The 12,347-nt window shown below is 69.7% G+C and carries 10 protein-coding genes and 2 tRNA genes; 6 read left to right on the top strand and 6 right to left on the bottom strand.

Annotation, left to right across the window (positions count from 1 at the left end; all coding sequences use genetic code 11):
- Positions 1 to 241: 241 nt before the first annotated feature.
- Both AS25_RS00180 and glsA read right to left on the bottom strand, forming a co-directional pair.
- A complete protein-coding gene (locus tag AS25_RS00180) occupies positions 242 to 862 on the bottom strand; it encodes a hypothetical protein (RefSeq protein ID WP_035959140.1) in 621 nt (206 codons plus the stop codon).
- Between the two features lie 43 nt (positions 863 to 905).
- Positions 906 to 2,747 carry a glutaminase A gene (gene glsA, locus AS25_RS00175; protein ID WP_035959135.1) on the bottom strand — a complete coding sequence of 614 codons (1,842 nt, stop codon included), beginning with the start codon at positions 2,745 to 2,747 and terminating at the stop codon, positions 906 to 908.
- 156 nt (positions 2,748 to 2,903) lie between these two features.
- Between glsA and AS25_RS14460 the strand changes: the two genes are divergently transcribed.
- Positions 2,904 to 3,041, top strand: coding sequence for a hypothetical protein (locus AS25_RS14460; protein ID WP_156960850.1), 138 nt, complete (start codon positions 2,904 to 2,906; stop codon positions 3,039 to 3,041).
- Positions 3,042 to 3,142: 101 nt separating this feature from the next.
- Positions 3,143 to 3,218 (top strand) — tRNA-Lys (locus AS25_RS00170).
- Between the two features lie 143 nt (positions 3,219 to 3,361).
- Here AS25_RS00170 and AS25_RS00165 read toward each other — a convergent pair.
- Positions 3,362 to 3,760: an SRPBCC family protein gene (locus AS25_RS00165; RefSeq protein ID WP_035959134.1), complete on the bottom strand. Its 399-nt coding sequence runs from the start codon at positions 3,758 to 3,760 to the stop codon at positions 3,362 to 3,364.
- A 98-nt stretch (positions 3,761 to 3,858) separates the two neighbouring features.
- Between AS25_RS00165 and AS25_RS00160 the strand changes: the two genes are divergently transcribed.
- From AS25_RS00160 to AS25_RS00150, 3 genes are all read left to right on the top strand, one after another.
- Positions 3,859 to 4,902 (top strand): hypothetical protein, encoded by a 1,044-nt coding sequence (locus AS25_RS00160; RefSeq protein ID WP_216594089.1) that lies wholly within the window; start codon positions 3,859 to 3,861, stop codon positions 4,900 to 4,902.
- A 595-nt stretch (positions 4,903 to 5,497) separates the two neighbouring features.
- On the top strand, positions 5,498 to 7,654 hold the full coding sequence (locus AS25_RS00155) for a RecQ family ATP-dependent DNA helicase (RefSeq protein WP_035959123.1): 2,157 nt from the start codon (positions 5,498 to 5,500) through the stop codon (positions 7,652 to 7,654).
- Between the two features lie 81 nt (positions 7,655 to 7,735).
- Entirely contained in the window at positions 7,736 to 8,869 is a 1,134-nt protein-coding gene (locus AS25_RS00150; protein ID WP_052160574.1) for a glycosyltransferase, read from the top strand.
- Positions 8,870 to 8,891: 22 nt separating this feature from the next.
- On the opposite strand, the gene AS25_RS00145 is transcribed toward AS25_RS00150, so the two are convergent.
- Positions 8,892 to 10,391 (bottom strand): lipopolysaccharide biosynthesis protein, encoded by a 1,500-nt coding sequence (locus AS25_RS00145; protein WP_035959120.1) that lies wholly within the window; start codon positions 10,389 to 10,391, stop codon positions 8,892 to 8,894.
- A gap of 13 nt (positions 10,392 to 10,404) precedes the next feature.
- Positions 10,405 to 11,526: a glycosyltransferase gene (locus tag AS25_RS00140; RefSeq protein WP_035959119.1), complete on the bottom strand. Its 1,122-nt coding sequence runs from the start codon at positions 11,524 to 11,526 to the stop codon at positions 10,405 to 10,407.
- Positions 11,527 to 11,726: 200 nt separating this feature from the next.
- Between AS25_RS00140 and AS25_RS00135 the strand changes: the two genes are divergently transcribed.
- Positions 11,727 to 11,815, top strand: a tRNA-Ser gene (locus AS25_RS00135).
- A 111-nt stretch (positions 11,816 to 11,926) separates the two neighbouring features.
- On the opposite strand, the gene AS25_RS15425 is transcribed toward AS25_RS00135, so the two are convergent.
- Positions 11,927 to 12,347, bottom strand: a 421-nt coding sequence (locus AS25_RS15425) for an integrase core domain-containing protein (protein WP_035959118.1), incomplete at its 5' end; no start/stop codon positions are given.

Genomic DNA, 12,347 nt, shown 5'->3' with positions numbered 1-12,347 from the left:
CCGTTCACCTTTCGGCCGTCACTGTACCGAACGAAAGTTAACCGGGGAGACATGTGGATCTTGTTGAGGGGGGGGGCGGTGCCGGACCGGGAGCGCCTCTCGGCGGAAGGCCGCTCGTAGCGGCTAAATGATGGAGCCCGGGGCTGCCACGGCCCGACACCTGCCGCCATCATAATCCCCGACCCCGGGGGTGCCGCAAAGCGGTCCGTCCGGACGAGGACGCCCCGCGGAGGGCAGACCCTTACTCGAGCGCACCCCTGCGCCACGCGGCGGCCGCGGACTCGAGTTCCTCCGCGGTGCGGATCAGGCGGGGGATGCGGCGCCACGGATCGCGCACGCCGAGGCTCGAGATGTCCAGGGTTCGTTCCTGGCCCGTGGCGATCACGCGACAGAACGCGGCGGAACGTTCGAGAGCGACGTCGAACTCGCCGTCGAACGCGCCGGAGAGGATGGCGTCCGCGACCTCGCAGATCTCCTCCGCGCCGGGCGGGTCCGCGACGCCCGCGACTACGTTGGACACCTGCGCGGTCTGCTTGCCCGCGGCGAACCAGCGGCCCATGCGGTAGGGGTCCTTGCGGGCGGCGGCGCGCAGCGCGTAGAGCCGCCACAGCGCACCCGGGAGGGACACCGCGGGGGCCTGCGCCCACATCTCCGCGATCCCCTCGAGACCCTGCTCGTCCGTGAGCCGAACGAGGCGATCGTGGACCACCGGATCCGCGGATTCCCGGCCCCGCGACACGAGCGCCTGCGCGGCCAGGTGGGCCGCCTCCGACACTCGGGCGGGGTCCGTGCCGCCCTCGTGGGCGTCGAACTTCTCGGGGGAGAACTTCACGGGCGAATGATGCGTGCGGCGTTCGGACATGCGCCCGAGTGTACGCCGCGCACCTTTCACGGGGCTCGGCGGATCAGTCGACCGTGTGCGTCTCCCCGGCCTGCTGACGCCAACGTTCCTCGATGCGCAGCAGGGCCTGCTGGGACACCGCGCGCCACCACCGCAGGGCCAGCCGGGGGTCCTCCTCCTCGATCTCCTGGATCGCCTCCGGGGAGAGCCTGCGCGCGGAGACGTCCGTGAGCGCGGTGAAGCTCACCAGGTGGCGCATATTGGTACCCAGGGCGATCTCACCGAAGCTCATCCCCGGGCCGATCACCTCCAGTTCCACGCGGTCACCCTGCGGTGAGCGCCGGGAGACCTCCACGTTGCCGGACGTGACCATGTACACGCCGTTGAACTTCTGGCCCGTGCGCAACACCGTGGTCCCGGCCTTCCAGTCCACGGACTCGGTGCGTGAGCGGATGCGCTCCACGTCCTCCTCGCCGAGCGTGCTCAGCAGTTCGGAACGGGTGGAGTGCACCTTGTCCGGGGTGCACTCGGGGCCGCCGAAGCGCTCCAGGATCTGGTCCTCGGCCCACGTGAGGGCCTCGGCGCGCGTGGCGAAGACCGTGAGCGGGTGTTCCAGGTTCCGCGTGTTCTCGCCGCTCTTCTCCGCGATGAGCACCATGTGGTGGCCCGTCTTCTCGATCTGTTCGGCGGTGCGGCTGAGCATGGGCAGCACGAAGCGCGCCATGTCGTCCACCTGTCGGATGTCCACGAGCACGTAGCTGGACCGGCGGGCGGCCTCGCGCACCGTGCGCACCGCGGTCTCGGCCCCGGCGAATCGCAGGTCCCCCTGCAGCTCGATGATCCGTGCGTCCTCGCCGTGTTCGTCGAGCACCTCGGTCGCGGCCTCGTTGCGCCGCACCAACGACGGCGCTTCCGCCAGGGTGTACTCGGAGCGCACCGTGGAGTGCCCGTTGCGTTCGGTGCGCGCGAAGTGCAGGTCCAGGTCCTTGGTGAGCCGTTCGCACGCGGCCACGCCCCGCACGGAGTTGCCGTGGCGGTCCAGGGGCGGGGAGAACACCGCGACCGCGAGCTGCCCCGGGAGGACGGTCACCACACCGCCGCTGACCCCGGACTTGGCGGGCAGGCCCACGCGCATGGCCCAGCGCCCGGCGTCGTCGTACATCCCGCACGTGCTCATCACGGACAGCACGTCCGAGACGACCTCAGACTCCAGGACGCGCTCACCGGTCACGGGGTTGCGCCCGCCGGCCGCGAGCGTGGCCCCCATACGGGCCAGGTCCACGCAGTTGAGCATGATCGAGCACTGACCGAAGTAGTCCTCGAGCGCGCCCGTGGGGTCCCCCTCGATGATCCCCCGGGACGCGAGCAGCCAGCCCAGCGCGCGGTTGCGGTCCCCGGCCGTGTGCTCCTGCGACTGGATGTTCTTGTTGATGCGCAACTGCCGGCCCGCGCAGCGGGAATGCAAGCGCAGGATTCGTTCCATGCGCGTGCCGTGGGACGTGTTGCGCACGAGCGACGTCGCGGCGATCGCCCCCGCGTTGATCATGGGGTTCGCGGGGCGCCCCGTCTCCGGTTGCAGCGAGATCTCGTTGAAGGCGTCACCGCTCGGTTCCACGTCGATCTTCTCGAACACGCCCTCCGCGCCGCGGTCCGTGAGCGCCTGCGCGTACGTGAAGGCCTTGGAGATCGACTGGATGCAGAACTCGAGCTTGGTGTCCCCGGCCTGGTAGAGCGCGCCGTCCACGGTGGCCACGGCGATGCCCACGATGTTCTCGTCCGCGCGCGCGAGTTCCGGGACGGAGTCGTTCACCGTGCCGTCCGTGAGGGGGCGCAGGTCCTCCACCACGCGGCGCAGGTACTCGGTGACGGGGGAGGGGCCCAGCTTGGACATCGCGACGGTGCTCATGGGTCATTCCTCGAAGGCTCGGCGGGGACCCGGCGGCGGGCTGCGCACGCCCCGGGTGTCGTCTCCTCCCAGGGTCCCATATCGCGGACGGGCCCGGTCGACGATGACGCCGCGCTCGCCCACGCGGCGCTCGCCGACGCCGCGCTCGCCCACGCCGTGCTCGACGACACCGCCGAGGTGCGCTCGCCGAGGACCCCGCCCGAGCGTCGTCGTGCCATGAACTCCGCGGCGGAGCGGGCGACGGCGCGGTGGCTCGTCGCGCCGTGCGGTGCGTACCGCTGGACCCGCCCGTGATTGCCGCCGGTGCCGCGCGGGAGGCCGCTTCCCGAACTGGAAATGCGCCCGCGCTGCGGTAGAGTAGCCGTGCTCGGTGGCGGGAACTCGCGGCCGGGCACGCGCCTTTAGCTCAGTTGGTAGAGCAGTGGACTTTTAATCCATGGGTCGTGGGTTCGAGCCCCACAGGGCGCACCACCTCCCGGAACCGGAGACCATGTGCCCCGTGGCGATCACGATCGCGCGGGGCATTTCCGTGTCAGCTCGCACTCGGGGCCCGGGGCGAGCGGCCTTCGGCGCCCCGGACCTGCCCGCGTGCAGCGCCTCTGGCTGAGCCGCGCTCAGTGCGCCGGGCCGACCCGTACGAGGCGCGCGAGCGCCCAGCCCATGAGTGGGCGGTAGGCCAGCAGGACGGGGGCGGGACCGTGGATCCGGACGTCCGCGCGAGAACCGCCGCTCGGGGTGGGAGCGACGTCGTGCGTGAGCTCGAGTGTCACGGGACCCACGCGTACGCGCCAGGACCACGAATGCAGGGTGGCGCGGACGCTCAACACGCGGAACGCCGCGGGCACCACACCCAGGGCCGTGACCACGCCCGAGGTGCCGGGGGTCAGGGTCTCGGAATCGGCGCGGACGTTCGTGAGATGGGGAGCCCACACGGTCCACAGGTCGAGGTGCTCGTAGTGCCGCCACACGTCCGCGGGGCGAGCGGGGCCGGTGCGGGTCACGGTCATGTCCATGGCACCAGTGTGCCCGGGCATCTGCGCGGGGCGAGTCACGCGACGGTAAGTCCACTGTCGATTGTCGCTCACGCGGACGGGCTGGGATCATGGGGCGCATGGACCCGGCCTATCGCGTAGACGTCTTCACCGATCCCGGGCTGTGCTCCGCGATCTTCAGCAGGTTGCAGCAACGCCACGGCGGGGACGACTTCGGGGACTACCGGCTCGTGCGGCGGGACAGGACCATCCCCCTGCGCCCTGACAACAGCCTGGACGTGGACGCCGTGCGGGCGTGGTCGCGCGAGGGCGAGGCCGACTTCCAGGTGGTGATCACCGAGATCCCGCGGCGGGCGGGCAAGCTGCCCAAGATGGCGGCGCTGCACTTCGAGGACAAGCTCGTGATCATCTCGCTGCCCGCGCTGGGCTGGCTGGGACTCACGACCAAACTCGAACGCGCGGTCTTCGACTCCCTGGACACGCTGGCCCACCAGGACCTCCCGGACGCGCAGGACCGGCGCGTGCGCTTCGGCGTGGTCCACGAGCAGGACGTGGACACCGGGCGTTCCGTGTTCATCGCGTCCCCGTGGTGGTGGCCAGGCCGGATCCGCCTGGTTCTGGGCATGGTGCGCACCAACCAGCCGTTCCATGACGTCACCAAGCTCAAACGCATGTGGGCGGCGGCATCGGCCACCGGCGCGTTCGGCGTGTTCTACTCCTCCATCTGGCAGATGTCCCAGGCGTTGCCCTCGTGGCGGCTCGCGCTGATCTCGCTCCTGGCGGTCGGGGCCATGGTGGGGTGGCTGATGTTCAGCAACCGCCTGTGGGACCAGTCCCGGCGGCTCGGCAGTCGCGTCGAGGCCGCGATGTACAACGCCTCCACGATCGCCACGCTGCTCGTGACGGTTCTCACGGTCTACACCGTGCTCATGGCGGGGATCCTCGTGGCCGCTCTGGTGGTGATCGAAGCCGGATACATGCAATCCGTGATCGGGGTCTCTCCCTCGCTGAGCAATTACGTGGACATCGCGTGGCTCTCCGCATCGCTCGGCACGATCGCCGGTGCTCTCGGGGCGAACTTCGACAGCCACGCGGACATCGAGCGGTTGACTCACGGTCAGCGGGACGCCCAACGGGTCGAGAAGGACGGCGACGAGAGCTGAACAAGGCCCCCGGGAGGGCAGCCCGGGGCCTTTCGGCTGTCCCCATTTTGCGCTACGAATGACCGCCGCTCTCCGCATGATTGTGCGCAATGGACGCGGGGAACCGGCCTCCGACATGGGAGAACATGCGGGTGAGTTGGTTTGTCCACAAAACAGCGATGCGCGCTGCGCGTTCCGACGAGCGCTGGAAATCCCGGTGCCGGCGTGCCAGCATGAACATGTCGCAACACGGGCAAATGAGTGATGCGCGGTCATGACCGGGGGGAATACGGGCCGCACGTCCACCACAGATTCGTACGCGTTCCACGCTGGGGGGCGTGGTGTGTCCGGGTCACCCGTGAGGCGACGGTACGAGGTTCATGCCGGGGGGCATGTGCTTCGAGCGGACCTGATCCGCGCCGGTTCTCCGGCATGTGCGTCCGCTGCGCCGCATGGACTCCTTCGGGGGAATGAGTCCTGGCGCAGCGGACGCAACGCGTTAACGGGTCGTACGCCGGGCCCGGTGCCACGGAGCTGACGCCGAGGGCCGCACCTCGCGCCGTGGTGGGCTTTCCGGTCGCTTCTGCGTGTCCGAACCTGCTGGGACACTCGAGTCATGACCGCGCCCGCGCACGAGAACACCGCATCCCTCCGGGACCGAGCCCTGGATCACCTCCGTGAGCTCACGGGGAACCCGCACGCCGATTTCCACCCCGGCCAGTTCGAGGCCATCTCCGCACTCGTCCAGGAGCACCGGCGGGCACTCGTGGTGCAGCGCACCGGGTGGGGGAAATCGGCGGTGTACTTCTTGTCCGCGCTGTTGATGCGGGCCCAGGGCTACGGCCCCACGCTGATCATCTCCCCGCTGCTCGCACTCATGCGGGACCAGGTCGCGGCGGCCCAGCGCGCGGGTGTGCGTGCGGCGGCCATCTCGTCCGCCAACCCCACCGAGTGGGCGGAGATCTCCGCGGCCCTGGATCGCGGCGAGATCGACGTCCTGCTGGTGTCCCCGGAACGCCTCAACAATCCCCGGTTCCGGGACGAGCAGCTCCCACAGCTCGTCTCCCGGCTCGGACTGCTCGTCGTGGACGAGGCCCACTGCATCTCGGACTGGGGTCACGACTTCCGCCCGGACTACCGGCGGATCAAGGACCTGCTCGCGGACCTCTCGGACTCCGTGGCCGTACTGGCCACCACGGCCACCGCCAACGAACGGGTGATCGAGGACGTCCGGGAACAGCTCGGGGTGGGTTCCGGGTACCGCGGCGAGGTGTTCACCCTGCGCGGTCCGTTGTCCCGCGCGTCCCTGCGGCTCGGCGTGCTGCGACTGCCCTCCACCGCCACACGGCTCGCGTGGTTGCTCGAACACCTGGACCAGCTTCCTGGCAGCGGGATCATCTACGCGCTGACCATCGGGGCCGCGGAGGACACCGCCCGCGCGCTCACGGAGGCGGGCCATCCCGTCGCGGCCTATACCGGTCGCACGGACGCCGCCGAACGTGAGGAGCTCGAGGCCGCGCTGAAGCAGAACCGGGTCAAGGCCCTCGTGGCCACGTCCGCGCTGGGCATGGGGTTCGACAAGCCGGACCTGGGTTTCGTGGTGCACCTGGGGGCGCCGTCGTCCCCCGTGGCGTACTACCAGCAGGTGGGGCGTGCGGGGCGCGCGACCGACAACGCGGACGTGCTCCTGCTGCCGGGTGGCGAGGACCGGGAGATCTGGGAGTACTTCGCCACCGCGTCCATGCCCACCGAGGAGAAGGCCACCGCCGTGCTCACCGCGCTCGCGGAGAACGGCGGCCCGCTGTCGGTCGCGGCACTGGAACCGCGGGTGAACATCAAACGCACCCCGCTCGAACTATTGCTCAAGGTGCTCGCGGTGGACGGGGCGGTGGAACGGGTCTCCGGCGGCTGGCAGAGCACGGGCCGACCCTGGAGCTACGACGCCCCGCGCTACGAGCGTGTGCGCAAGGCCCGGATCGCGGAACAGCAGGCCATGATGGACTACCAGTTCACGGACGAGTGCCGCATGCGGTTCCTCACCCGCCAGCTCGACGACGCCACGGCCGAGCCGTGCGGCCGCTGTGATGTCTGCGCCGGGCCGTGGTACCCCACCACCGTGCATTCCGATGCCTCCGCCGCCGCGGACGCCGCCCTGCACCGGGCCGGTGTCCCCGTGGAACCGCGCGCGCAGTGGCCCACCGGCATGGACCGTTTGGGGTTGCAGGCCAAGGGGAAGATCCCGGAAACGGAACGCGCCGAACGCGGCCGCGCCCTGGCCCGGCTCACCGATCTCGGGTGGGGGCAGCGATTGCGGGAGATCTTCCGCTCGGACGAGCACGGCGACCCCGTGGATTCGGTGGTCACGGCGGATCTGGGACGCGCGAGCATCACCGTCCTGGCGCAGTGGGACTGGCAGGAGCGGCCCACCGCGGTCGTGGCCATGCCGTCACTGTCCCGCCCACAGCTCGTGGACTCCCTGGCCCGCGGGCTCGCCTCCGCGGGGCACCTGCCGTTCTGGGGCTCGCTCGAGCTGAACCCGGACGTCCCCCGCGGCTCCCACGGTGGCAACAGTGCCTACCGCCTCGCTGAGGTGTGGGACCGGTTCCTGGTCCCGGAACACCTCGTAGAGCAGTTGGCGCGGGCGCCGCGGGCGAGCGTGTTGCTCGTGGACGACCTCGTGGACAGCCGGTGGAGTCTCACGGTCGCGGCCCGGCAGTTGCGCCTCGCCGGGGCGGACGCGGTGCTGCCGTTCGTACTCGCCGCCCAGGGGTGAGTCGGTCCGCCGCGGGATGGTGCGGGCACTCTTGAGGGGACACCCAGGCAACGGGAAACGTGTGTGAATTATCCTTGCGACATGGTCGAACACCTGCATCAGCCGCTCGTGGACATCGTCATCCCCGTCCACTCCACCTCGCGGCCGTTGCAGCGGGCCGTGGCCTCGGCACTGCGTGCGGCCCCCGGCGCGGCCCCGGGTCAGTGCCGGGTCACGGTGGTCGCGCATCACCTCACCGCCGAGCAGGTGTACTCCATGCTGAGCGCTGAGCAACGCACCGTGGTGGACGTCATCGAGTCCGAGGACCGGGGGAGTACCGCGGCCGTGCCGCGCAACGAGGCACTGCGACGGACCGCCGCGCGCTACATCACTTTCCTGGACAGCGACGACACCCTGGATCCCGGCGCGGTGACCCGGTGGCTCGGGATCGCCGAGCGGCGCGGTAGCGACCTGGTCATGCCCTTCCAGCACCACGAGAACCCGCGGGTGGACATCACCCCCATCGTCAGGCCGTTCCGTCACTCGGATCTGGATCCCGTCAAGGACCGCCTGGGGTACCGCAGCTCGGCGTTCGGCCTCGTCCGGGTCGACGCCGCTCGGCAGATGGGCGCCCGGTTCGACGAGTCCGTGCGCACCGGGGAGGACCAGGCCTTCGTCATGGCCCTCTACGCGGGTTCCCGCCGGATCGACTCCGCGCCGGGCACGCCCGGTTACCTCGTCCACGCCGATGCCGACGCGCGGGTCTCCCGGCAGTCCCTCCCGATACGCGACGAGGTGGCCGCCGCCCTGGACCTGACACGCGAACCCTGGTTCGCGGGGGTCCCGGACGAGCTGAAGCGGTCCTACATCCTCAAGTACATCCGTGTGAACTTCTTCCCAGCTCTGGAACACGCCGTGCGTTCGGGGGTGTGGGATGCAGACTACGCTCGGTCGGCGAGCGCCGTGTTCGGCGAACTGACGGGGTATGCGCCGCACGTGGCGGACCAGCTCTCGTGCGCGGACCTGCGAGTCGCGCGGTTGTTGTCCCCGGGCACGGGGGAACGGGAGTTGCTCGCGGCCCTGACCGAGCGACGTCGTTTTGCCACACCGGACGCGCTGCTCACCGAACGCTGGACTCGGGTCCTGGGCCGGCAGGCACCCCTGCGGGTGATCGCCGCGAGCGCCGTCCAGATGCTGCGCTACCGCTGGGCGCTCACCGCGGGGACGCGGGACTGAGCCGCCCGCCGTCGCGAACGGGTCAGCCGCGGCGGAACCGGCGCATGACCATGTCCACGCGCGGGACGAGATCCCGCCAGGAGATCGCGCACCACAGCACCAGGAAACCCACGGTCGCCAGGATCGTCACGAGCAGGCTCTGGTGCGTGAACACGAGCCACAGCCCGGCCAGGATCAGCACGTATCCCAGCACCACTCGGAGGACGAGGCCGGACCATTTCATGCGGTCGTAGACCCACACGATGATCAGCGGGCCCAGTGCACTGATGAGGCAACCCACCAGGTAGCCAATGGCCGCGGCCATGACCCCGAGCTGAGGGCCCCACCACAGGACCGTGACCACGCCCAGGACGAGACCGACCGCGTTGCACGCCGCGAGCGCGCGGACCCCCCAGCTCTCCCCGCCGTTGAGCCGCGAGTTGGAGGCGTTGAAGCTCGTGGCGGAGACCGCGAAGAACAGGACGATGAGCAGGGGCACGGCCCCGGTGAACTCGTCGGCGCGTGCGTTGTAGAGCACGTGGATGATGTACGGCGCCCACAGGATGCCCACGCCGAACACGGGCAGGAACATGAGCACCATGACCCGCAGGATGGAATCGAGCTGCCGTTTCATGCCGGCCATGTCCCCGGCGGTGAACATGCGGGCCACGGCCGGCGCGAGTGCCACGAGCATGGAGGAGGAGAGCATGCTGGCCGGCGTCGCGATGCTCACCGCGGCGGAGTACTGGCCCACCGCGGCGGGGGTGTCGTAGTGCTTGCCGAGCATCATGGACAGCTGCAGCAGGCCCGAGGCGGTGAGGATGTTGACCGCGGCCCACGCCGTGAACGAGTTGATCTGCCGTTTCAGGGAGGCGGGCAGCGGGCCGCCGGAACGGCGCGGCCAGCCCGGGATCGCGTAGATCAGGTAGCCCAGGCTCAGGGGCACCAGCAGCAGCGGGGTGTACCCGCCCAGCAGCACCACGAGCAGGAGGGTCAGGGTGATCCCGGAACTGATGCAGTCCCACACGGCCGTGGTCACGAACTGGTTGTTGCCGGTGCGCACGCCCCGCACGAAGTTGTAGGCGGACAGCGCGATCACCAGCAGGCCCGCGGACAACGCGTAGCTCGGGGGCAGGTGCAGGAAGTAGGTGGCCACCACGACCGCCACTACGGCCAGCACCGCGGAGGCCAGCGCCGCGGTGCGGGACGCGTAGACCGCCACGGACAGCTGCTCCTCGCGGTGTTGCTGGCCGCGCGCCATCGCGATGAACTTGGACGCCGCGTTGCCCGAGGCCTGCGGCCACAACAGCACCAGGAACATTGCCAGGGAGATGGCCAGGTTGACCCGCCCCAGGATCTCGCTGCCCAGGATGTTGCCCACCAGCAGGCTGTACCCGAAACGGGAGAGTCCCTGCACGAACACGGCGATCACGGTCAACGCGAACGAGGAACCGAGGGGGTTGTCCCGGTTCTCGTGATTCGGCGGGGGGAAGAGGATTCCCCGCCACCGCCGAGAAGGGGTACCGGGGGCGGGGGAAGTCATCACGCCCAGGAGTTTATCGACTCACGTGTCGACCGGATGCATTCCTCGCCACCGCGCGGTAGAGCCGGGAGAACTGCGCACCGATCTCCGCGCGGGAGAACCGGGCGCGCACCGTGGCGGCGATGGCGGCCGGATCGGCCTCACGGAAGCGGTCCCGTGCGGTCTCGACCGCATCCGCGAGCACGGGAACGTCCCAGCTGTGGGTGAGCACCGAGTTCTCGGGGGTGCAGTAGTCGTCGAACCCGCCGCTCAGGGGGACCGCGGCGGGCCGTCCCGCCGCGATGGCCTCGGCGACCGCGGTGAAGAAGTTCTCCTGGGCGCTCGGGAGGAAGAAGATGTGCGCGTCGGAGAGTCGCTGGGCGATCTCCGCCGGGGGGACCGCCCCGGTCAGCTCTACCCGGTTCTCGATGCCCAGCTCACGGGCGGTCTTCCGCAGGGACTCCATGAGGGGGCCCTTGCCCACCAGGGTGTAGTGCACGTCCACATCGCGGCGCACCAGTTCCGCGACGGTCTCCAACGCCAGGACGGGGCGTTTGCGATCGATGAGTGCCCCCACCCCCACCAGTCGCAGGGGCGGGCTCGCCGGGAACTCGACGGCAGGATTCGGATTCTCCACGACGCACGGCACCACGTGGGTCGCCCCGGGGCGGGAGAAACGCGCCATCTCGGTGCACAGCTCGGCGGTCACGCCCGTGACCGCGTGCGGCAGTCGCAATGCGTGCCGCAGCCACGCCAGCCGCTGCCACAGCGGATTGACACTCGCGGGATTGACCACCCCGTTCCAGTGCTCGGTGTGCACCCACGGCAGTCGGCGCGCGGCCCAGGCCGGCGCGCTCAGCAGGACCGCGGAGAAGGCCATGGTGTGCAGCACGTCCGCGCCACGCAGCCCGGCGGAGAGCACGCGGGTCAGGTGCGCGTAAGAGCGCGGATCCGTCACATCGAGCCACACGCGGGTGACGGGGATGCCCTGGTACACCTCTTGCTCCGTGGCGTGCGAGCGGCGGCCGATGTACACGTGCACCGCAGCGACGTCGTGGCCCGCGTCCTGCAGCGCCCAACAGTGCTCCACGATGAAGGGGGTACGGCTGGGGGTTTCCGCGTCGGGGAACCACGCGGTGACGACGAGTGATCGCACGGGACGAAGACCTTTCGGGAGGAAGCGGACGGAGCACAACGCCCCGCACCATGACTACCACGCCGGGGTGTGCTGCCGCTGCATCCCGGCGGGAACGACGCGCCCGCCGCTTTGACCGCTCGCGCACCGTGCCGATAAGCTGACGTCCGTTGTTTTGGGATGAGCCTGTTCTCATGGAACTGGAGCATCACGAACGACACGGAGACGTGCCAGAGCGGCCGAATGGACTTCACTGCTAATGAAGGGTCCGGGTTAAACCGGACCGGGGGTTCAAATCCCCCCGTCTCCGCGATTGTCCTGAGTCGGGTCATCGTTGACAGATGAGTCGGTAGATGGATGACAGAAGGGTCCTGGAACTTCATGGTTCCGGGGCCCTTTTGTCGTGTCTGGGGGTGTGGGTTCAGGTGCGGGGGTGGGGGCGTTGATAGTTGGTGGTGGGGTTGATGGTGTGTTCAGCGATGATCTGTCCGGTGGTGGCGTTGCTGGTGATGACGTGGTTGTCGTGGATGAGCATCAACACGGGTTCACCGATGTGGGCGCGTCCTACCCCGAGGTGGCGTAGTTTCCCGGCGTAGCGCAGGCTGATTTTTCCCCAGGGGTCGATCACATCGGTGCGGGTACGCCATTCGGTGGTGGTGGTCGTGGTCGGGGTGGCTTTGGGGGTGGCCGTGTAGGCGGTAGCCGGGGTGGCGCGTGCGAGGGCCCGGTGGGGTCGGGCGGTGTTGTACCAGGTGCAGAAACGGTCCAAGAGGTCTTGGAGTTCGGTAGTGGTAGCCGGGAGGGGTCGGGCGGTGAGCCAGCGCTTGAGGGTTTGGTGAAGT

It is taken from the genome of Kocuria marina (genome assembly GCF_000786655.1).
In the GTDB taxonomy this organism is placed as follows: Bacteria; Actinomycetota; Actinomycetes; order Actinomycetales; family Micrococcaceae; genus Kocuria; species Kocuria marina_A.
This window is presented reverse-complemented; position numbering and strand designations above follow the sequence as displayed.